Genomic DNA, 21,526 nt, shown 5'->3' with positions numbered 1-21,526 from the left:
GAGGAGAATACGATGTTAGCCAGAGTAAGCGCCGCGCTGTTGGGAGCCGTTCTGTTCGCCGGTGCCGCCAGCGCCCAGGAAACCACGATCAAGTTTACGCTGGGTTGGAAGACGCAAGGGTCCGACGCCGCGTTCTTCTACGCCAAGGACAACGGCTTCTTCAAGGAAGAGGGCCTCAATGTGGTGATCGACCAGGGCGAGGGCTCGGGTGCGACGGTGACGCGCATCATGTCGGGCGCCTACGACGCCGGCTTCGGCGACGTCAACGCCATCATCCAGAACGCCTCGACCAAGCCGCAGGACGCGCCTGTGATGGTCTACATGATCTGGAACCAGCCGCCGTTCGCCATCGTCACCAAGAAGACCAGCGGCATCAACACCATCAAGGACTTTGAGGGCCGCACGCTCGGCGGCGCGCAGGGCACGCCGACGACGCGGTTGTTGCCGGTGTTTGCCAACAAGAACAAGCTCGAGGGCGAGAAGATCAAGATCTCCAACATGGCGCCGAATCTGCAGGAGCCAATGCTGATCAAGGGTGATATCGACGCGGCTCTGGTGTTCAACATTACGAGCTACTTCAACCTGGTGCTGAACCGCCAGGATCCCGACAAGGACTACAAATGGTTCTCGTTCGGCGATTACGGCCTCGATCTCTATTCCAACGGCATGATGGTGTCGCGCAAGCTGCTGGCGTCCAATCCGAAGGCCGTCACCGGCCTCGTCCGCGCCGTCAACAAGGCCGTGATCGCGATCGCCAAGGACCAGAATGCCGGAATGAAGGCAGCGCTGAATTACGACAATCTGATCAATGCCGAGGTCGAGAAGCGCCGTCTGCAGTTTTCCTTCGACAAGCTGATCGTCTCGCCCGAGATGAGGGAGATCGGCGTCGGCGATGTCAAGGACGACCGCATGGCTCGCGCCATCGGAATCATCGTCGAAGGCTACCAGCTCGCCCGCGCGCCGGCGCCTGCGGAGATTTTCTCCCGCGAATTCCTGCCTCCGCGCAGCGAGCGGGAGTTGGTGTATACGGCGAATTGACTCGGGTCCATCCGGCCGTCATTGCGAGGAGCGCAGCGACGAAGCAATCCATCGCGCCGCAAGCGGAGATATGGATTGCTTCGCTACGCTCGCAATGACGGAGAGGGCGCGTCATGATTATGAAGGTTGCCGCACACAGCCTGTTCTCCGGGCCCGAGCGGGGCCTGCTGGAAAACGTCGTGCTGCGTCACGACAACGGCATCATCACCGACATCACCGAGGCCGCGTCGCCCACAACCAGCCCGCGCTCCCTCATTCTTCCCGCCTTCGTCAACGCCCATGATCACGCGCGGCCGACCGCGTCCTCGTTCGGCGCGCTCGGCATGCCCTTGGAGAGCTGGATCCTGCGCTCTGCGCTCGGCACGCCGGTCGATCCCTATATGACGGCGGCCTCGGCATTGGCCCGTTCGGCGAGGGCGGGCTGCGCTGCGATGATGGTGCACTACACCCGGCCAAGCGGCACCATGCCGCTGGTCGAGGAGGCAGAGGCGATTGCGCGGGCGGCGTCCGACGTTGGCATCCGCATCGCGTTTGCGCTCGCGGTACGCGACCAGAACCCGGTCGTCTATGGCGACAGCGAACCGGTGCTGTCGCAGCTCTCAAGCGACGATCGCAAGGCCATTGAGGAATTGTTCGTCCGCGCGCCGATGTCGCCAAAGGCCTATATCGAACTCACGGATGCCATCGCCTCGGCCATCACAGGTCCAAAAGTCGATGTGCAGCTCGGCCCGGCCGGCGTGCAATGGTGCTCAAAACCGCTGCTCGAGGCGGTGGCCGAGAATTCGGCGCACACCGGGCGACGCATCCACATGCATCTCCTGGAGACAATCTATCAGCGCGCCTGGGCAGACCGGCATTTTCCGGATGGCGTCGTCCGCTATCTCCGCGATATCGGCTTCCTGTCGGAGCGGCTGACGCTGGCGCATTGCATCCATGCCCGCGCCGACGAGATCGAGATGATCGCCGCGTCCGGCGCGCGTATCGTCACCAACTTCTCCTCCAATTTGCACCTGCGCTCCGGCCTCGCCCCGATCGCTGCAGCGCACCGATGTGGCTGCGCCATCGCGGTCGGCGTCGATGGTCTCGCGCTCGACGAAGACGACGACGTGCTGCGCGAGATGCGGCTGGTGCAGATGATGCACGGCGGCCTCGGCTTTGAGCGAACCTGGACCGCTTCCGAATTCCTCGCGCTCGCGATCGCCAATGGCCGCAAGGCGACCGGCGCGCCCGGAACGGGCGCGCTCATATCAGGCGCACCGGCCGATTTCGTCACCATAGATCTCGATCGGCTTGACCGCGACCGGATCATGCCGGTCGACCCCATCGATCTCCTGTTCGCGCGCGGCAACGCGTCTTTCTTGCGCGACGTCGTGGTGGACGGACGGCTGATCGTCAGCGAAGGCCGTTGCACCGGTGTCGATCTTCCCGCAATCGAGCGGGAGCTGCGCGGAATTTATCGCGCCAACGCAAGAGAATTCTCGCCGTTTCAGCGGGCCTGGCCGCCGCTCGCAGCGTCGTTGCAGGGCTGGTTCGAAGCCCAGCTCGATTGCCGGTAGATCGCTAAGCGCCTCAGTTTGCTGTGTGAATTCCGTCATGTGGAACGAAATTCCACTTGCGCAGAATCTCGGCAACGGTTCATGTCGAGCAACAAGAAACTGCCGGTAGCCGCCTCGCGCTGCTGATTGCGGTATGGGAAGCAAGCGGGGCGAGGTGAGCCGATCGCCGCATCATTTCGCTCTGCTGTCCAGACGGAACCGTTCATGTCCTTCCATAAATTGCTGATTGCCAACCGCGGCGAGATTGCCATCCGCATCGCGCGCGCCGCGGGCGACGCTGGCCTTGCGACGGTCGCAATCTACTCCGCTGACGACGCGCAATCGCTGCATGTCCGCGCCGCCGACGCCGCCCTTGAAATCCCCGGGCGCGGCGCGCGGGCCTATCTCGATATCGAGGCGGTGATCGCAGCCGCCAAGGCGACCGAATGCGACGCCGTGCATCCCGGCTATGGCTTCCTCAGCGAGAACGCCGCGCTCGCCCGCCGCTGCATCGAAGAAAGCATCGTCTTCGTCGGCCCGTCGCCGGAAGTGCTCGATCTGTTCGGCGACAAGGCGCAGGCCAAGGCGCTGGCAAAAAAATGCGGCGTCCCTGTTATCGAGGGCACCAGCGGGCCGACCAGCCTCGATGAAGCCAAGACCTTCCTGGAATCGCTCGGCGCAGGCGGCGCCATCATGATCAAGGCCATCGCCGGCGGCGGCGGCCGCGGCATGCGCATCGTCGACGACGCGGGCGGGCTGGAGGAGGCCTATGCGCGCTGCCAATCAGAGGCGATGGCGGCCTTCGGCAGCGGTGGCGTCTATGTCGAGCGCCTGATTCGCAATGCCCGCCACATTGAGGTGCAGGTCATCTGCGACCACCACGGCGCGATCAGCCATCTGTGGGAGCGCGAATGCACGATCCAGCGCCGCAACCAGAAGCTCATCGAGGTCGCGCCGAGCCCCTCGCTGAACGATGCCTTGCGTACGCGCATCATCGACGCCGCCAAGGAACTTGCGGCCGCGGCGAACTACGACAATCTCGGCACTTTCGAATTCCTCGTCGATAACGACGCCAGGACCAGCGACAGGGCGTTTGCCTTTATCGAGGCCAATCCTCGGCTGCAGGTCGAGCATACCGTTACCGAGGAGGTGCTTGGCCTCGATCTCGTGCAGTCGCAGCTTGCGGTCGCGGCTGGCGCGACCCTGGGCTCGCTCGGGCTTGCGCAGGGCTATATCCCGAGGCCGCGCGGCTTTGCGATCCAACTCCGCGTCAACATGGAGGTGATGGACGAGACCGGCGCCACCAGGCCGACCGGCGGCACGCTGGCCGTGTTCGACCTGCCGTCCGGCCCCGGCGTGCGCGTCGATACGTTCGGCTATTCAGGCTACCGGACCAGCGCCGCCTTCGACTCGCTGCTCGCAAAGGTCATCGTGCATTCGCCGGGCGGCAACTGGACCGACGTGGTGCATAAGGCCTCGCGGACGCTGCGTGAATTTCGCATTGGCGGCGTCGCCACCAACGTTCCCTTCCTCGCGGCGATTTTGGCGCATCCGGATTTCGTCGAGAACCGTCTCAGCACCGGCTTTATTGACAAGCATGTCGCCGATCTGGTTGGCGAAACCAACACGACCGCGGAAACGGAACTGGTCGAATCCGGCAGCGCCTCCGATGACGAGACGCTCGCGATCGCTGTCGCGGCATCGGCAACCGGCCCGGCCGGTTCGGTCGCGGTGCCGGCGCCGCTGCAAGGCACGATCGTCGCGATAGACGTCGAGGAGGGTGACCTGGTTCGCCCCGGTCAGCAGATCGCGGTGCTCGAATCCATGAAGATGGAGCATCTGGTCGCGGCGCCGCAGGGCGGCCGGGTGACGCAGATCGCTGCAGGCTCCGGCGTGACGTTGATGCAGGACGAGCCGATCCTCTATCTGGAGCCTGCTGAGATCGACGCCCATGATGTCACCGAGGAGGATGATATCGATCTCGACCACATTCGCCCCGACCTCGCCGAGTTGATCGAACGCCACGCCATCACGCTGGATGAAAACCGCCCGGCATCGGTCGATCGACGGCGCAAGACCAACCAGCGCACGGCGCGCGAGAATATCGCGCACCTCGTCGATGAAGGCTCCTTCGTCGAATATGGTTCGCTCGCCATCGCTGCCCAGCGAAGGCGGCGCACGGTCGACGACCTGATCCGCAACACGCCGGCCGACGGCCTGATTTCGGGCGTCGCCACGGTCAATACGGAAAAATTCGGCGCGGACGCCGCCCGCTGTATGGTGATCGCCTACGATTACACCGTGCTCGCCGGCACCCAAGGCCACATGAACCACAAGAAGATCGACCGCATGCTCGGCCTTGCCGAGCAATGGCGGCTGCCGCTGGTGTTCTACGCCGAAGGCGGCGGCGGCCGCCCCGGCGATACGGACAGGCTCGGCATGACCGGTCTCGACGGGCCGTCCTTCGTGCAGTTCGCAAAGCTCTCAGGGCTGGTGCCCGTGATCGGCGTCGTCTCCGGCTATTGCTTTGCCGGTAACGCCGCGATGCTCGGCTGTTGCGACGTCATCATCGCGACGAAGAATGCCTCGATCGCCATGGGCGGACCGGCGATGATCGAGGGCGGCGGGCTCGGCGTCTATCATCCTGCTGAAGTAGGTCCGGTGTCGTTCCAGTCGCCGAACGGCGTCATCGACATTCTGGTCGAGGATGAAGCGGAGGCGACATCCGCGGCGCAGAAATATCTGTCCTACTTCCAGGGTGCGGTCGCCGACTGGAAAGCGCCTGACCAGCGCCTGCTGCGGCGGGCGATTCCGGAGAACCGGCTGCGGGTCTATGACATCCGAACTGTCATAGATCTCTTGGCCGACGAAGGCTCGGTGCTGGAGATCCGCCGGGATTTCGGCGTCGGCATGATCACCGCCTTTATCCGTATCGAGGGGAAACCGTTCGGCCTGATCGCCAACAATCCAAAGCATCTCGGCGGCGCGATCGACGCGCCGGCCGGCGACAAGGCCGCGCGCTTCATGCAGCTCTGCGACGCCTTCGACATTCCCATTATATCGCTTTGCGATACGCCGGGCTTCATGGTCGGCCCCGAAGCGGAGAAAACCGCGATCGTGCGCCACGTCGCGCGGATGTTCGTGACCGGCGCCAGCCTCACCGTGCCGCTGTTCGGCATCGTCCTGCGCAAGGGCTATGGCCTGGGGGCGCAATCGATGATCGGCGGCGGCTTCCACGCCTCGTTCTTCACGGTGGCCTGGCCGACCGGCGAGTTCGGCGGCATGGGGCTGGAAGGCTATGTCCGGCTCGGTTTCCGCAAGGAAATGGAAGCAATCGAAGACCCGGTCGAGCGCGAGGACTACTACAAGGCCAAGGTCGCCGAACTCTACGCCAACGGCAAGGCGGTCTCGATCGCCTCGGTGCTCGAGATCGACGAAGTCATCGATCCCGCCGACACAAGGCGCTGGATCATGTCCGGCCTGCGCTCGGTGCCAGAGCCGGAGGCACGCGCGACCAAGAAGCGGCCGTGTATCGATGCGTGGTAGCGGTGATCCGTAGGGTGGGCAAAGGCGCGATAGCGACGTGCCCACCATTCAGCACCGAGCGCGTTTCGCTGTGAGCGCTTACCCTCCAGGGGAGGGTGCTACCCCAGCCTCAACTCATCATATCCCTTCGCCGCTACCGCATCGCACCGCGCGCGATACGCCGGCGCGCTGCCGCTGTAGCGGGCGACGATGCGTCTCTGTTTGCCTTCGACGTTGGAATTGATGCCGGTCATCCAAGAATTGACCTCGTTGGACAGCAATCCTTCGCCGAGCGCCTTGACGTGATCGGTCCAGGATTTCACGCCCTCCGGCGTTGCCTCCAGCCGCGTCAGCCCCTCTTTCATCGCAAACCGAAGCAGCCCGGTCACCCAATCGACGCTGTATTCGATGCTGCGCGGGATGTTGCCGAGCGCGGTGTGCGGCCCCATCAGCATCAGCATGTTCGGAAATTCATGCACCATGATGCCGAGATAGGTCTCCGGGCCTTGTCGCCACTTGTCTTTCAACCGCGCGCCGCCAACCCCGCGAAAATCGACCTTGTCGAAACTGCCGGTGATGGCATCGAAACCGGTCGCGTAGATGATGATGTCGAACTCGTAATCCCATTCGCTTGTCCTGATGCCCTCAGGCGTGATCCGCTCGATCGGCGTCTCGTTGATGTCGACCAGCTCGACATTGTCCTGGTTGTAGACCTCGTAATAGAAGGTCTCGAGCGGCAAGCGTCGCGTACCGAAGCCGTGATTTTTCGGAATCAGCTTTTCCGCGACCGCCGAATTCTTCACGCGCTGACGGATCTTGCGCGCGACGAAATCGGAGATCGTGGCGTTCGCCTTGCGGTCGATCAGTATGTCGCGAAAGTTGCCCTGCCAGATGCCGAAGCCACGCTCGCCATAGAGCTTTTCATAAAACGCCTCGCGCTCCTCGTCGGATACCTCGAACGCGCCGCGCGGGTCCGGCGTGTGCAGGAAGCAGGCGAAGGTTTCCTGGCAACGGGCGAAGATCTCGGGATAGCCGGCCTTGATCTTCTTCTGGGTTTCGGCGTCGATCTTGCCGTTGTGCAGCGGCGCGCACCAGTTCGGGGTGCGCTGGAATACGGTGAGATGGCCGACTTGCCCCGCAATGGTCTGGATGGTCTGCACGCCGGTGGCCCCGGTACCGATCACGGCGACGCGCTTGCCGGTAAAATCCACCGGCTCCTTCGGCCATCGCGCGGTGTGAAAGGAGGCGCCCTTGAAATCCTCGCGGCCCTCGATCCTCGGCAGGGTAGGCGTCGACAACGGCCCGATCGCGGTGATCAGGAAGCGCGTACTGAAGCGGCTGCCGTCCTCGAACGTAACGGTCCAGCTTCGCGTGTCTTCGTCGTAGACGGCCGCCGTGACCCGGCTCCGAAACTGGATATCGCGACGCAGGTCGAATTTATCGGCGACATAATTAAGATAGCGCAGCGTCTCCGGCTGGCCGGCAAAATGCTCCGACCACTCCCATTCCTCCAGCAACTCCTTCGAGAACGAGTAGCCGTACGAATAGCTCTCGGAATCGAAGCGTGCGCCGGGATAGCGGTTCCAGTACCAGGTCCCGCCGACATCGGTCGCGGCCTCGAACACCCGCACGCGAAAACCATGCTCGCGCAGCCGGTAGAGCTGGTACAGCCCCGACATGCCCGCGCCGATAATGATGGCGTCAAAGTCCGGAATCGGCGTCGCTCCCGCATTTGTGGTTTGCTCAAAAGCTATCCGGTCTCGCGCCCGCGGACAAACCTGTATCAAGGCGTGGCAGGGTTGCGTGTTTATCCCGCCAAGTCGGCCTCGCTCGGCTTTACTGCCGGTCGCATCTGCCCCTATCGTGGAGCCCAGATCGCCCTCAAGGCGACGACAATTCAGGGAGCGAAGCGACCGCAATGAACGATCCCGTTGACGTCCTCATCATCGGCGCCGGCGCGTCCGGCGCGGCGGTGGCGTGGAGCCTGGCTGAAACCAGGATGCATATCCTCTGCCTCGACCAGGGCGGCTGGATGAAGCCCTCGGAATATCCGAGCACCGGGCGCGACTGGGAGGCGAAGTTTTATGGCGACTGGTCGACCAGTCCGAACATCCGCGGCCGTCCCGAGGACTATCCGATCAACGACGACAACTCGCCGATCAAAGTCGTGAACTTCAACGGCGTCGGTGGCTCGACGGTGATGTACACCGCGCATTGGCCGCGGCTCCATCCGTCCGACTTCCGGGTGAAGACGCTGGACGGCGTCGCCGACGACTGGCCGATCGATTACGACACGCTGGTGCCGTTCTTCGAGGAGAACGATCGGATGATGGGCGTCTCGGGTCTCTCGGGCGATCCGTTGTCGCCGCTGACGCACCCGCCGATGCCGCCGCAGCCGCTTGGACTCTCCGGCCCGCTGATCGGCAAGGCCATGAACAAGCTCGGGTGGCATTGGTGGCCGTCGGACACGACGGTCGCGACGATGGACTACGAGGGCCGGGCGCGCTGTATCAATCTCGGCCATTGCACGCCGGCCTGCGCGCAGGGCGCCAAAGCCTCGACCGACATCACCTATTGGCCGCAGGCGATCCGCGCCGGCGTCGAGCTCAAGACTCATTGCCGCGTCCGCGAGATCCTGACCAATGAGCATGGCATGGCCTCGGGCGTCGTCTACTACGACAAGGATGGCGTCGAGCAATTCCAGCCGGCCGAAGTCGTCATCATCGCCTGCAACGGCGTCGGCACGCCCCGGCTGTTGCTGAATTCGGTCTCCGGCCGCTTCCCGAATGGGCTCGCCAATTCATCCGGCCTGGTCGGCAAGAACCTGATGTTCCATCCCTATGCGCAGATCTACGGTTTCGTGAAGGAGCCGACCGACTCTAACCGCGCGCCGCCGACCTGCCTCTGGAGCAAGGAGTTTTACGACACCGATCTCTCGCGCGGCTTTGTGCGCGGCTACGGCATCCAGTTCGGCCGCGGCGCGGGGCCGGTGTTCGAAGCCGTCGCGAGCGAGCAGAAGGGCATTTTGCCATGGGGCGCGGACCACCACCGCGTGTTCCGGAAGTTCAACGGCCATCGGCTCGCGGTGTCTGCGATCTGCGAGGATCTGCCCGAGGAGCACAACCGCGTCACGCTCGATCCTGTGCTGAAGGACGGCCACGGCATCCCCGCGCCGAAGATCGACTATACGATCAGCGAAAACAGCCGGAAGATGATGGAGCATGGATTGGCGCGCGGCCGGGAAATTCTCGAGACCGCCGGCGCCACCGACATCTGCATCAACAAGCCGATTCCCTGGGGCGGCTGGCATTTGCTCGGCACCGCGCGGATGGGCACCGATCCTGCGCGCTCCGTCGTCAACGAATGGGGCCGCTCGCACGATGTGAAAAACCTCTTCATCGTCGACGGCAGCGTGTTCGTCACGTCAGGCGGCGTGAACCCGACCTCGACCATCCAGGCGATCGCGCTCTATGTCGCCGACCAGATGAAGCAACGCCTTGCCAACCTCTTCGATTGAGACCGCGATGTCCGCAACCAATGAACTGACCGCAGCCCAACGCGACGACCTCCGCACCGTCGCTGCGATGATCATTCCCGCCAGCGACGAGTACAAGGTGCCCGGCGCCGACGATCCGGCGGTTCAGGCCGACATGCTGGCGACGCTCGGCCGCGATACTGCGCAGGTGGCGCAGGCGCTCGATCATCTGGCGCGTCTGGCCGGCCAGCCGTTGGCCGAGCTTGACGCGGCGCGGCGCGATGCCGTCGCGCGGGAGTTCCGCGCTACCGGCGGCGTTGCGGCCGCGACGCTCGTTCGCGTCGTGCTGCAATGCTATTACCGCGATGACCGCGTGCTGCGCTCGCTCGGCCTCGAGTTGCGTGCCCCGTTCCCGAAGGGACACGTATTGCCCGAGGGCGACTGGTCGCTGCTCGATCCGGTCAGGGCGCGAGGCGGCAAGCTGCGGGTTTCCTGAAGCGGAGGCGGAGCAGGCCTGCGCACGCGCCGCGGCTCTTGCGCATCCGGTTCCCGGCCACCATTTGAGGAAACCGAAGGAATCTCACCATGTTGGATATTACCTCAGATATCGTCAATGACGGGCTGTCATCGCGAACGGCCGAGCCTGCCCGGGACAATGACCGGGTTTTGCTCGATGCCTATTCCAATGCCGTGATCGATGTGACCGAGCGGGTCGGTCCCGCAGTCGTGCGCGTCGAAACCGGGCCGAAGGTGCGCAGTGCGCGTGAGCGCGGCGGACTTGGCTCCGGCATCGTCATCTCGCCTGACGGTCTCGTGCTGACCAACAGCCATGTGGTCGGATCGTCGAAAGAGATCCGGCTGCGCGACATCGAAGGCTTCGTCACCGATGCCCACGTGCTCGGCGTCGATCCCGACACTGACCTTGCCTTGCTGCGGGCCGACGGCGCGCGCGATCTGCGTTATGCCTCGCTCGGCAATTCCAAGAGCCTGCGTCGCGGCCAACTCGTGGTCGCGATCGGCAATCCGCTCGGGTTCGAATCGACGGTGACCGCCGGCGTGGTGTCGGCGCTTGGCCGTTCGATCCGTTCGGTGAGCGGGCGCACCATCGAGGACGTGATCCAGACCGACGCGGCGCTCAATCCCGGCAATTCCGGCGGGCCGCTGGTGTCGTCGGCGGCGGAGGTGATCGGCATCAACACTGCGATCATCAGCGGCGCGCAGGGCATCTGCTTTGCGGTCGCCAGCAACACCGCGCAGTTCGTGCTGTCCGAGATCATCCGCCACGGCTATGTCCGCCGCGCCTATATCGGCGTCGCGGGCCAGACCGCGCCGATCCCGCGGCGGCATGCGATCGTCGCCGGCGTCGACAACAAGATGGGCGCGCTGCTGGCGCAGATCGAGCCGGACAGCCCGGCCGCGAAGGCGGGCCTGCTGCCCGGTGATGTCGTGATCAAGCTCGACGGCGTCGAGATCAACGGCGTCGACGATCTGATCCGCGCCCTCGACCGCGACCGAATTGGCCGGACGCTCGCGATGGATGTATTGCGGATGGGAAGATTGCGGGCGATCGATATCCATCCGGTGGAGCGCAGGCAGCCGGGAAGGCAGTGATGATTGCCGCCCGGCGCACTGCACCCTCTCCCCTTGTGGGAGAGGGTGGATCGAATGAGCGTCAGCTCATTCGAGACGGGTGAGGGGTCTGTCTCCGCGGATACAGACCCTTCATCCGGCGCTTCGCGCCACCTTCTCCCACAAGGGGAGAAGGGAAGAAAGGATGCTACTGCCGCAACGCTGCCAGCAATTCATCCGGCGCTTCGGCCATGATCATGTGACCGGCGCCGGGAACGACGACGATCCGCGCATTCGGCGTCGCCGCCGCCAGCGCCTTGCCGCCCTTGGCTGGCGTCATCATGTCGCGCTCGCCGAGAATGAAGGTGACGGGCACCTTCACCTGCGCGGCTGCTGCGAGCGCGTTCTGATAGGAGTTGCAGGCATTGAGATCGCTGTAGAGCACGCCCGGTCGCGTCTGCTGCAGCACGCGCTGCGCGCCCTGATGCATCCACAGTCCCGGCGCGAGGCTGCCGCCGAGCTCGGCCTTGAAGCCGAGGCCCCAGATCGAGACCATGTCGATGGCATCAGGGTTGTTGACCTCGGCGGCCTTGAGCAGATCGGGGCCGACCGTCATCGTAGCAGCGGTGCCGATCAGGCTGAGGCCGGACACCTTGTCGGGATGTCGCGCGGACGTCTCCAGCGCGATCAGCGAACCCATCGAATGGCCGATGAGCTTCGCCTTCGGCGCGCCGGCCGCGTCGAGCAGCGCGGCGGTCCAGTCGGCCATGTCGGCGATGGTCGGCAGCGGGCTGCCTCCCGAGCGGCCATGGCCGGGCAAATCGGGCGCCAGCACGGCGTAGCCGTGATGGGCGAACCAGCGGCTGTGCAGCGCCCAGGTCGAATGATCGAACCCCGCGCCGTGCAGCATCACCACCGCAGGCAGCGACGGATCGAACGGACGGCCGCCGGTCGCGACGAAGACATCAGCACCGTTGACGGAAAGCTGCATGGGTCAAACCTTCTGCGATGCGCGGAGCGCCTGGCCGAGATCGTCGATGATGTCGGAAACGGCCTCAATTCCGATCGACAGCCGCACCAGCTCCTCGCCGACCCCGGCGGCCTTCAACTGGGCGGCATCCATCTGCTGATGTGTGGTGCTGGCGGGGTGAATGACCAGCGTCTTGGCATCGCCGACATTGGCGAGGTGGCTGATCATCCGAAGCTGCTCGATGAATTTTTTGCCCGCTGCGCGGCCACCCTTGATGCCGAAAGAGACGATCGATCCGGCGCCGCGCGGCAACAGCCGCTTCGCGAGCTGATGGTCGGGGTGATTTTCCAGCGCCGGATGCAGCACCCACTCGACCGCCTTGTTGGCGCTCAGCGCCTCCAGCACCGCAAGCGTGTTGCTCATATGGCGCTCCATCCGCACGCCGAGCGTCTCGACGCCCTGCAGCAGTTGGAACGCGTTGGTCGGCGACAGGCAGGCGCCGAAGTCGCGCAGGCCCTCGGTGCGGGCGCGCATGATGAAGGCGGCCTGGCCGAACTGCTCGTCGAAGACGATGCCGTGATAGCCGGCATAGGGCTCGGTGAGCTGGGGGAACTTGCCCGAGCCGTGCCAGTCGAACCGGCCGCCATCGACGATGACGCCGCCGATCGCGATGCCGTGGCCGCCGATCCATTTGGTCGCCGAGTTCATCACGATATCGGCGCCGAGCTCGATCGGGCGGCTGAGGAACGGCGTCGCAAAGGTGTTGTCGATCAGGAGCGGAATCCTGGCGTCATGCGCGATCTGCGCGACCGCCGGAATGTCCAGCACTTCAAGCCCGGGATTGCCGATGGTCTCGCCGATCACCAGCCGCGTGTTTGGCTTGATCGCGGCGCGGAATTCATCGAGCGCGCGCGGCTTGACGAACGTCGTCGTGATGCCGAAGCGCGGCAGCGTGTGCGCGAGCAAATTGATGGTGCCGCCATAGAGCGAGGCGGAGGCGACGATGTGATCGCCGGCGTTGAGGATCGTTGCGATCGCCAGATGCATCGCGGCCATGCCGCTTGCCGTGCAGATCGCGCCGACGCCGGCTTCCAGCGCCGCCAGCCGCTCCTCAAGCACGGCGGTCGTGGGATTGGAAATGCGGGTGTAGATGTGTCCGGCGCGTTCGAGATTGAACAGCGCCGCAGCGTGGTCGGAGTCCTGGAACACGTAGGAGGTGGTCTGATAGACCGGAACGGCACGGGCGCCGGTTGCGGGATCGGGGCGCTGGCCAGCATGCAGGCTCAGGGTCTCGAAGGCAGGCGGTTTGGGTGCGGGCATGCGGGGCTCGTCAGATCAAGTGGTGGCGGGAAAGTATGTGATGGCTCAGACGTGCACGGCGGTGCGGACGCGGCCGGCATTGCCGAACACGCGCAAATAACGTTCGATCTCGGACGGCGTGCCGGTGGCCTTCTCGGGATTATCCGACAACTTGACCGCCGGCCGCCCGTCGACCGACGTCACCTTGCACACCAGCGAGATCGGATCGAGATCGGCCGATCCATCCGGCGCGCAGCCGACGAAATCATTGGTGAGATTGGTGCCCCAGCCGAACGAGATGCGGACGCGTCCGGCGAAGTGACGATAGGTCTCCTCGATCGAATCGACATCCATGCCGTCGGAGAACACGAGCAGCTTCTCCTTAGGCTCGCGGCCCTTCTGCTTCCACCACTTGATGATGTCTTCGCCTGCCGTGATCGGCGGCGCGCTGTCCGGGCGGAAGCCGGTCCAGTCAGCGACCCAGTCCGGCGCATCGCGCAGGAATGTTTTGGTGCCGAAGGCGTCGGGCAGGGCGATCAAGAGGTTGCCGCCGTAGGTGTGTCGCCACTGATCGAGGATGCGATAGGGCGCCCAGCGCAGCTCCTCGTCGGAATTGGCAAGCGCGGCCGCGACCATCGGCAATTCATGCGCATTGGTGCCGATCGCTTCGAGATCGTTGTCCATCGCCAGCAACACGTTGGAGGTGCCGGTGAAGGAGGGGCCGAGCCCCTCCTTGACGGCCTCGACGCACCAGCGCTGCCACAGATGGCCGTGGCGCCGGCGCGTGCCGAAGTCCGACAGCCGCAGGCCTTCGAGCTTGCGCAGCCGCTCGACCTTGGACCACAGCTTGGCCTTGGCGCGGGCATAGAGCACGTCGAGCACGAAGCGTCCCTGACCCTTGGTCGCCTGCCGCGAGCGCAGCTCATTCATGATCGCAAGCGCCGGGATTTCCCACATCGTGGTGTGGGTCCACGGCCCGTGGAAGTGCAACTCGTACTGGCCGTCGACCTTGTTCAGCTCATATTCGGGCAGGCGGAAGTTGGCAAGCCAGTGGATGAAGTCCGGCGAGAACATCTGGGTCTTGCCGTAGAACGTGTTACCGGCGAGCCAGATCAGCTCCTTCTTGGTGAAGCGGATGGTGCGCGCGTGGTCGAGCTGTGCGCGCAGTTCGCCCTCATCGATGATCTCGGCGAGGCGAACCTGCCGGGTGCGGTTGATGACCGAAAAGGTGACGCGCTGCTCCGGGTAAAATTCCCGGATCATCTGCAGCATCAAGAGTTTGTAAAAATCGGTATCGAGCAGGCTGCGCACGATCGGGTCGAGCCGCCAGCCATGGTTATAGGTCCGGGATGCAATATCGGTAACTGCCATGGCGGAACTTTACCGTGCCGCGGGCCGCCCAACCAGTGGGTTTTGCCGGCGGCATGGCAGCTCAGCGCGCTATTCCTGCCGGATACGGCCGATCGCAGCAGGAATATCCTTCCAGGCCGGCTTATCAGGGGCAAATTGTTGCCTCAGATAGGCGACCAGCTCGGCGATCTGGCCGTCGCTCAGGCTGTCCTTGAAGGCCGGCATATAGCCGAGGTCGGTCGTCGCCGGTTTTGCGATGCCGTGCAGGATGACCTGGATCAGATTGTCGGGCACGGTGCTGTGCAGATTGCTGTTGAGCGCCAGCGATGGCCGGCTGCCAAACAGCGGCGCGCCGCCGACCTCATGGCAGACCGCGCAGGCGCCCTGATAGAGCCGCGCGCCGACGCTGGAGGCCGCAAGCGTTCGCGTGCCCGTCGAGGCTTCGAGCTTGACGGCAAGCGCTTGCTGTGCCGGGCGATCGATCGCGGTCTCGTTGAACGAGGCGAGATAGACCGCCATGGCGCGGATGTCAGCATCAGGCAACGCCGCGAGTTCCTTCACCACCGGCGCCATTGGCCCCGCGGCGACGCCGTGAAAGCGCGACTCGCCGGTTCGCAAATACGCGTACAGTTCGTCCTCGTTCCACGGGATCGGCGCCTGCGACAATGAGGTCAGCGCCGGCGCTTCCCAGCCTTCCGCAAATCCGCCGGCGAGATAGGCGTTCGCCTTCTCCGCGCCGAGCGCATTGCGCGGCGAATGGCAGGCGCCGCAATGGCCGAGGCCTTCGACGAGATAAGCGCCGCGATTCCAGATCTCGGATTTTGCGGGATCGGGCTGGAACACGGCGGGTGTGTGGAACAGCGCATTCCATCCGGCCATCAGCGGGCGCAGGTTGAACGGGAATGCCAGCGCGCTGGCCGGCGTCTCCGCTCGCACCGGCGACTGCGCCATCAGATAGGCATAGAGCGCCTGCATGTCGGCATCGGTGGTCCTGGCGAAATGCGGATAGGGAAACGCGGGATAGAGATGCCGCCCGTCGCGATGAATGCCCTCGCGCATTGCGCGCTCGAAGGCGGGATAGGACCACGCGCCGATTCCGGTTTCGACATCGGGCGTGATGTTAGTCGAATAGATCGTGCCGAACGGTGTCGGCAGCGGCCGGCCGCCGGCGTTGAGCACGCCATTCGCAGCGGTGTGGCACACCGCGCAATCGCCGAGCGCCGCAAGTTGCTCGCCGCGGGCGATGGTCGCGGCCGAATAGACCGAGGCGTCGGGCCGCGCGATCGGCGCGATCGCTCGCCACGGCAGCACGGCGGCGCCGATGCCGACCGCAGCCGCGCACAGCGCTGCGGCAGTCGCAAACACGCCGCGTCGTCCGGCGAACGGATTGGGCCATCGATTGAGGTCAGGCTGTGGTGCGGATGCCGGCGCGGGCAACGCCTCGGCTGCCGCTGGCTCCTCGCCGCGCAGACCCCGCGAGATGCGTTCCGGGGTGAACGGCAATTCGCGAAAGCGCACGCCGGTCGCATCATAGATCGCGTTGGCGATGGCGGCTGCGCTGGGGACGGAGGCGGACTCGCCGACACCGAGCGGCGGCTGATCCTGTCGCGGCAGCATCAGCACGTCGATCTCAGGCACCTCGGGAAACTTGATGATGGGGTAGGTGCCCCATTCGCGCGCCGTCACGGAGCTACGATCGAACGACACTTCCTCCATCAGCGCGCGGCTGGTCGATTGGATGACGTTGCCGTGGATCTGGTGGCGCACGCCGTCCGGATTGATCATCAGGCCGGAGTCCTGGCCTGCCACCACCCGCGTCACGCTGACATCGCCGGTCGCCTTGTTCACCGCGACGTCGGCGATCCACGCCGACCACGCTGCGCCATAGCCGGGAAACTTGCTGTGCACATAGAGCGCATAGGCAAAGCCGCGCCCACGCACGACATCGCCTTCGGCCTGCTTCTCCTCGCGTACCGGCCGCGGTTTCCAGCCGGCGCGTTCGGCCACCGCATTGACGAGATCGATCGCGCGTGGATCCTTCAAATAGCGCAGACGGTACTCGATCGGATCGACACCAGCCTCGCTGGCGCATTCGTCGATCCAGGATTCATGCGCAAAGGTGTTCGGCAGCGCCGAGACGCCGCGCAGCCAGGAGGCGCGCACGATCGGCGGCATGTCGTTCGCTACCACGCGCAGATTCTCGTAATCGTAGGGCGGGATCGCGGTGCGATCGCCCATCTCGAAGACAGCGGGTGTGTGCGGTACGGCGCCGGTTAGCAGCAGGGCAAGCGTCGGAGCGCCGTTCGATGGATAGCGCGTCGCAAAATCATAGCCGGCAACGCTGCCATCGACGTTCAATCCGCCGTTGACATCCATCAACTGCGCGGTGCCCTTCGGTTCCCAGGCGTGCTCCTGCTCGCGCGTCAATTGCACGCGGACGGGCCGGCCGACGGCGCGCGACAGCAGCACCGCGTCGGCGGAAACATCATCGGCACAGTTGCGGCCGTAGCAACCGGCGGCCTCCAGCCGGATCACCTCGATCTCGGCTTCGCGCCGGTGGATCAGCCGCGCCAGATCGGTGCGCAGATGATGCGGGTTCTGCGTGCCGGACCAGACTCGCGTCACATCCTCCTGATAATCCGCAACCGCGCAGGACGGGCCGATCGAAGCGTGCATCTGGTAGGGCCAGATGTAGGTTCGCGGCATCGGCTTGGCGGCATCGGCGATCGCCGCATCGACATCACCCTTGTCGATCAGCGTTCGTGGCGTCGATGGATTGGCCCGCAACGTCGTTTCAATGTCCTTGAGGTCGGGCAGCGTCGGCACCGGCTTCCAGCTCACCTTGAGCTGCGCCGCCGCCTTGATTGCATTCTCCTCGCGCTCGGCGACGACGCCGACGAAGTCGCCGATGCGAACGACCGCGACAAGTCCGGGGATGTCGCGCACGGAGCTCTCGTCGACCGCGATCAGGCTGTTACCGATGAAGTCGCCGACATCGACGCCGGCATATGGCGGGCGAACGACGCGGCCATGCAGCATGCCAGGCACGCGCATGTCGTGCACGTAGACCAATTCACCGGTCGCCTTCGCCGGAAGATCGACGCGCGGCACCGATCGGCCAACGATGTTGTAAGCGTCGACGGACTTAACTGGAACGTCGTCGGCGAGTTCAAGGCGAATCGTCTCGCCCGCAATCAGTTCGCCGTAACTGACGCTGCGATTGTCCTTGCCGCGGACGAGGCCGTCTTCAATGACGAGATCCTCGGCCGAAAGCTCCAGCCGCTCGGCGGCGCGCGCGACCAGAAACTGCCGCGCCTGCGCGGCAGCCTTGCGCAACGGAACGGCCGTAATCTGAATTGTTTCGCTCGCAATCGTCGCGCCCTGATTGGGAACGAGGGCTGTGTCGCCGAGCACGACCACAACACGGGCAAACGATACGTCGAGCTCTTCGGCAACGATCTGCCCGAGCGCGGTGCGGATGCCGGTGCCGAGATCGACGTGGCCGTTATAGGCGGTGACCGATCCATCTGCCGTGACCTTGATGAAGGTCTCGAACTTGACGGCCTCGACCGGCGATGCCGGACGCACGACGGACAGCGTGCCTTGCAACCGTTCGCGATTCTCAACCGTGTCAGGGACGGTCATCGCGCCTGCGCCTCAACGAGACGGCCTGTGGCGCGCATTGCAGCGCGCATGATTTCGACATGCGCGCCGCAGCGGCACAGATGATGGCGCAGTGCTTCCAGTACCTCGTCTTCCGACGGGTGAGGGGAGCGCAGCAACAGCGCCTTGGTGGTGATGATCATGCCGTTGAGGCAATAGCCGCATTGCGCCGCCTGTTCGCTGATAAACGCTTGCTGCACGGGATCGGGATGTTCGCGCGTGCCGAGGCCTTCGAGCGTCACGATGTCGCGCCCGGCGCAGCCCTCGATCGGGATCACGCAGGAACGCGCGGCGACGCCGTCGATCAGCACGGCGCAGGCGCCGCATTCGCCGAGCCCGCAGCCGTATTTCGGTCCGTTCAGTTCGAGGTCGTTGCGGAGCACGTAAAGCAATGCAGTGTCGAGCGCGGCGTCAACGTCGTGAACCTTGCCGTTGACGGTCAGGCGCATCATGCTCTCCCGAAGTCCTCGTTGCGCTGCAAAACCCGCACTGGATGCTTCGCGAAAGATACCGTTTGTGTACAAACGTGCAAGCCGCGCGATCCCGCGCTGCAGCGCGCTGCTCGCTTTATGAACAGAGCGGCGAGGCAAATGAGGTATTATGCGGCAAGCGGGGCGTTTCGCAGCGGGAGCGGCTTGACAGCGTTCCAGTCCGCGCGCAACATCATTCGTATACGAACAAATGGTCGAAACCGCGAATAAGCGGCTATGATCGGCGCCTTCCCGACTGCAGGCTTGTTCATGACTGACGAGACCGTTGCCACTGGCGACAAGATCCGCTGCGATGCCTGTCCGGTGATGTGCTACATCAAACCGGGCGCGGCGGGTGCGTGCGATCGCTATGCCAACCATAATGGCGAGCTGGTGCGCGTCGATCCGCATATCGTGCTGGAGCGAACGGTGTCGCACGGCGGACGGCTGGTGCCGTTTCAGGCCGGTGGCGACTGGGACGGCAAACTCGTCCACGAGCCCAACGTGTTCGTCACCGCGATCGGCGCCGGAACAACCTATCCCGATTACAAGCCGGCGCCCTTCATCGTGTCATCGGAGATCGACGGCGTCGACATGGTCACGGTCGTGACCGAAGGCATTTTCAGCTATTGCGGCGTCAAGGTGAAGATCGACACCGACCGTTATCTCGGCCCCGAGACGGCGACCGTCCGCGCGGAAGGCGAGGCGATCGGCCATGTGACGACCAGCGAATATGGCTCGCAGATGCTTTCGCTCGGCGGCGTGCATCATCTGACCGGCGGTTCCAAGAAGGAGGGCCGCGTTACCTGCGACGCGCTGATGGACCTTTCCAACTGCAAGCCGGTGGAGCTGACGATCGACGGCGGTGCCACGGTGGTGGTGCAGGCCGGCCACCCGCCGATCGTCAACGGTGTTGCCGAAGAGCGCATGCGGGTAGGCTGCGGCTCGGCGACCATCGGCATGTTCGCCAAGCAATGGCACGGCAAGGTCGACGAAGTCGTTGTCGTGGACGACCACATCACCGGCGTGCTCTCGGAACACCAGGCCGGCAAGCTGCTCGATATTCCCGATACCGGGATCAAGATGAAGGGCCGGCGCTCGACGCCCGGCCGTTACTTCCAGGTCGCCGATCCCGGGACGGGGTGGGGCGGCACCAATATTTCCGATCCGCTGTCGGTGCTGGGGCCGTTCAATCCGAAGGAGGCGCGGCCTGGGCTCACCATGCTGATGGTCTCGACCACTGGCGAGCACGCAGCCTATTACCAACTCGACGAGGCGTTGCGGCCAATCGAAAAGCAGATTCCGGCCGACCTCCAGTTCTCGGTCGAGCGCATCCAGGAAAATTGCGAGCCGGCCTTGTGCACGGTGCTGTTCATGGGCGGCGCCGGCGGCTCGCTGCGCGCCGGCGTCACCGACAATCCGGTGCGGCTGACGCGGTCGGTCAAGGACGCGCTGACGCGGGTCACCAGCGGAGGCGCGCCGGTCTATGTCTGGCCGGGCGGCGGCATCACTTTCATGGTCGACGTTACGCAAATGCCGGCCGGCGCATTCGGCTATGTGCCGACGCCGGCGCTGGTCGCGCCGATCGAGTTCACGCTGAAACTGTCCGATTACGCGGCGCTGGGCGGTCACATGGATCATGTGCGCCCGCTGGCATCGTTGCGGGAGAACAGCGGGTTCCGCCCGATGCCCAATATGGCGGGACGGCGCACATGAAACGGCTCCCGCAAATCGCGCTTCTTCCTGACGGCAAGCGGCTGCATTTGCAGGACGGTCCGATCGACCTGATCATCGAGGCGAAAGGAAGCGAAGGCGAGGTGCGCGCCGCTTATGAGGCCGCCGCGCGGCGCTTCACCGGCCTGCTCGATGAACTCTGCGAGGAGTTGATCGAACTTCGCAAGGCCGCCGATCCGGCGCGAAGCGCGCTGAACGGTGTCGTTGCGCGCCGCATGCATGCGGCGGTGGCGCCGTTTGCGGGCGAGCACTTCATCACGCCGATGGCGGCGGTGGCAGGCAGCGTCGCGGAGGAGATTCTTGGCGCGATGCTGGGCACGGCGCGGCTCGATCGTGCCTACGTCAACAATGGCGGCGACATCGCATTGCATTTGACCCGTGGCGAGCAATTCACCGTCGGGCTGATGAACCGACCGGACCATCGTGGCGTGATGCAAACCATCACTATCGAAGCCGATGATCCGGCACGCGGCATCGCGACCAGCGGGCGGCACGGACGCAGCTTTTCGCTTGGGATCGCCGACGCGGTGACCGTGCTGGCGCGAACGGCGGCGCAAGCCGATGCCGCAGCGACCATCATCGCCAATGCCGTCGATCTGCCCGGTCACCCCGCCATCATCCGCTGTCCGGCCAATGATTTGCAGCCCGACAGCGACCTCGGAGCGCGCCTCGTCACCCGCGACGTCGGCGTGCTCCGGGAAAGCGAGATCGACGATGCGTTAAGGGCAGGGGTGAGCCGGGCACAACAATTGCTTGCGGCGGGATTGATCGAAGGTGCGGCCTTGCGTCTACTAGGCGAGACGGCCGTGGTGGGTGCAACAGGGATCAGGGCGGGCGCGTTGCCAACATTTCATGGAAACGCACCGGAAAGAACAGCGCATGTTTGATCGGGAGCGAG

Annotated in this window: 14 protein-coding genes; 8 read left to right on the top strand and 6 right to left on the bottom strand. The window is 64.6% G+C overall.

Features of this window, described 5'->3' with window-relative positions; genetic code table 11:
* The first annotated feature begins 12 nt into the window (after nucleotides 1–12).
* The 3 genes from V1277_RS05140 to V1277_RS05130 all read left to right on the top strand — a co-directional run bounded on the left by V1277_RS05140 (nucleotide 13) and on the right by V1277_RS05130 (nucleotide 6,119).
* A complete protein-coding gene (locus V1277_RS05140; protein WP_334415262.1) occupies nucleotides 13–1,038 on the top strand; it encodes an ABC transporter substrate-binding protein in 1,026 nt (341 codons plus the stop codon).
* A gap of 113 nt (nucleotides 1,039–1,151) precedes the next feature.
* Nucleotides 1,152–2,594, top strand: a complete 1,443-nt coding sequence (locus V1277_RS05135; protein ID WP_334415261.1) for an amidohydrolase family protein — start codon at nucleotides 1,152–1,154, stop codon at nucleotides 2,592–2,594.
* A 204-nt stretch (nucleotides 2,595–2,798) separates the two neighbouring features.
* Nucleotides 2,799–6,119: a carboxyl transferase domain-containing protein gene (locus V1277_RS05130; protein ID WP_334415260.1), complete on the top strand. Its 3,321-nt coding sequence runs from the start codon at nucleotides 2,799–2,801 to the stop codon at nucleotides 6,117–6,119.
* A gap of 98 nt (nucleotides 6,120–6,217) precedes the next feature.
* Here V1277_RS05130 and V1277_RS05125 read toward each other — a convergent pair whose 3' ends face one another.
* Nucleotides 6,218–7,789: a flavin-containing monooxygenase gene (locus V1277_RS05125; protein WP_442894563.1), complete on the bottom strand. Its 1,572-nt coding sequence runs from the start codon at nucleotides 7,787–7,789 to the stop codon at nucleotides 6,218–6,220.
* 227 nt (nucleotides 7,790–8,016) lie between these two features.
* On the opposite strand from V1277_RS05125, the gene V1277_RS05120 reads away from it, so the two are divergent.
* The 3 genes from V1277_RS05120 (at nucleotide 8,017) to V1277_RS05110 (ending at nucleotide 11,184) form a co-directional block, all read left to right on the top strand.
* Nucleotides 8,017–9,615, top strand: coding sequence for a GMC family oxidoreductase (locus V1277_RS05120; RefSeq protein WP_334415258.1), 1,599 nt, complete (start codon nucleotides 8,017–8,019; stop codon nucleotides 9,613–9,615).
* A 7-nt stretch (nucleotides 9,616–9,622) separates the two neighbouring features.
* Nucleotides 9,623–10,069 (top strand): hypothetical protein, encoded by a 447-nt coding sequence (locus V1277_RS05115; RefSeq protein ID WP_334415257.1) that lies wholly within the window; start codon nucleotides 9,623–9,625, stop codon nucleotides 10,067–10,069.
* Between the two features lie 89 nt (nucleotides 10,070–10,158).
* Nucleotides 10,159–11,184 (top strand): S1C family serine protease, encoded by a 1,026-nt coding sequence (locus V1277_RS05110; RefSeq protein ID WP_334415256.1) that lies wholly within the window; start codon nucleotides 10,159–10,161, stop codon nucleotides 11,182–11,184.
* A 166-nt stretch (nucleotides 11,185–11,350) separates the two neighbouring features.
* On the opposite strand, the gene V1277_RS05105 is transcribed toward V1277_RS05110, so the two are convergent.
* From V1277_RS05105 to V1277_RS05085, 5 genes are all read right to left on the bottom strand, one after another.
* Nucleotides 11,351–12,133: an alpha/beta fold hydrolase gene (locus V1277_RS05105; protein ID WP_334415255.1), complete on the bottom strand. Its 783-nt coding sequence runs from the start codon at nucleotides 12,131–12,133 to the stop codon at nucleotides 11,351–11,353.
* Nucleotides 12,134–12,136: 3 nt separating this feature from the next.
* Nucleotides 12,137–13,432, bottom strand: a complete 1,296-nt coding sequence (locus V1277_RS05100) for an O-acetylhomoserine aminocarboxypropyltransferase (RefSeq protein WP_334415254.1) — start codon at nucleotides 13,430–13,432, stop codon at nucleotides 12,137–12,139.
* A gap of 45 nt (nucleotides 13,433–13,477) precedes the next feature.
* On the bottom strand, nucleotides 13,478–14,782 hold the full coding sequence (gene pncB, locus V1277_RS05095) for a nicotinate phosphoribosyltransferase (protein WP_065748789.1): 1,305 nt from the start codon (nucleotides 14,780–14,782) through the stop codon (nucleotides 13,478–13,480).
* A 69-nt stretch (nucleotides 14,783–14,851) separates the two neighbouring features.
* Entirely contained in the window at nucleotides 14,852–18,406 is a 3,555-nt protein-coding gene (locus tag V1277_RS05090) for a molybdopterin cofactor-binding domain-containing protein (protein WP_334415253.1), read from the bottom strand.
* Nucleotides 18,403–18,873, bottom strand: a complete 471-nt coding sequence (locus V1277_RS05085) for a (2Fe-2S)-binding protein (protein WP_334415252.1) — start codon at nucleotides 18,871–18,873, stop codon at nucleotides 18,403–18,405. The genes V1277_RS05090 and V1277_RS05085 overlap by 4 nt, the downstream gene beginning before the upstream one ends.
* 291 nt (nucleotides 18,874–19,164) lie before the next feature.
* Between V1277_RS05085 and V1277_RS05080 the strand changes: the two genes are divergently transcribed.
* Complete coding sequence (locus V1277_RS05080) at nucleotides 19,165–20,610, top strand: 6-hydroxynicotinate reductase (RefSeq protein ID WP_334415251.1); 1,446 nt, start codon at nucleotides 19,165–19,167, stop codon at nucleotides 20,608–20,610.
* Nucleotides 20,607–21,515, top strand: a complete 909-nt coding sequence (locus V1277_RS05075; protein WP_334415250.1) for a UPF0280 family protein — start codon at nucleotides 20,607–20,609, stop codon at nucleotides 21,513–21,515. The genes V1277_RS05080 and V1277_RS05075 overlap by 4 nt, the downstream gene beginning before the upstream one ends.
* The last annotated feature ends 11 nt before the right edge of the window (nucleotides 21,516–21,526 follow it).

The organism is Bradyrhizobium sp. AZCC 1588 (assembly GCF_036924735.1).
GTDB lineage: Bacteria > Pseudomonadota > Alphaproteobacteria > Rhizobiales > Xanthobacteraceae > Bradyrhizobium.
Note: the sequence above shows the minus strand (reverse complement) of the source record. Positions and strands in the feature narration are given on the sequence as shown.

Coding starts and splice junctions, on each gene's coding strand:
- V1277_RS05110 (WP_334415256.1), top strand. CDS start 10,159: ATGTTGGATATTACCTCAGATATCGTCAATGACGGGCTGTCATCGCGA.
- V1277_RS05130 (WP_334415260.1), top strand. CDS start 2,799: ATGTCCTTCCATAAATTGCTGATTGCCAACCGCGGCGAGATTGCCATC.
- V1277_RS05105 (WP_334415255.1), bottom strand. CDS start 12,133: ATGCAGCTTTCCGTCAACGGTGCTGATGTCTTCGTCGCGACCGGCGGC.
- V1277_RS05090 (WP_334415253.1), bottom strand. CDS start 18,406: ATGACCGTCCCTGACACGGTTGAGAATCGCGAACGGTTGCAAGGCACG.
- V1277_RS05080 (WP_334415251.1), top strand. CDS start 19,165: ATGACTGACGAGACCGTTGCCACTGGCGACAAGATCCGCTGCGATGCC.
- V1277_RS05135 (WP_334415261.1), top strand. CDS start 1,152: ATGATTATGAAGGTTGCCGCACACAGCCTGTTCTCCGGGCCCGAGCGG.
- pncB (WP_065748789.1), bottom strand. CDS start 14,782: ATGGCAGTTACCGATATTGCATCCCGGACCTATAACCATGGCTGGCGG.
- V1277_RS05140 (WP_334415262.1), top strand. CDS start 13: ATGTTAGCCAGAGTAAGCGCCGCGCTGTTGGGAGCCGTTCTGTTCGCC.
- V1277_RS05085 (WP_334415252.1), bottom strand. CDS start 18,873: ATGCGCCTGACCGTCAACGGCAAGGTTCACGACGTTGACGCCGCGCTC.
- V1277_RS05075 (WP_334415250.1), top strand. CDS start 20,607: ATGAAACGGCTCCCGCAAATCGCGCTTCTTCCTGACGGCAAGCGGCTG.
- V1277_RS05120 (WP_334415258.1), top strand. CDS start 8,017: ATGAACGATCCCGTTGACGTCCTCATCATCGGCGCCGGCGCGTCCGGC.
- V1277_RS05100 (WP_334415254.1), bottom strand. CDS start 13,432: ATGCCCGCACCCAAACCGCCTGCCTTCGAGACCCTGAGCCTGCATGCT.
- V1277_RS05115 (WP_334415257.1), top strand. CDS start 9,623: ATGTCCGCAACCAATGAACTGACCGCAGCCCAACGCGACGACCTCCGC.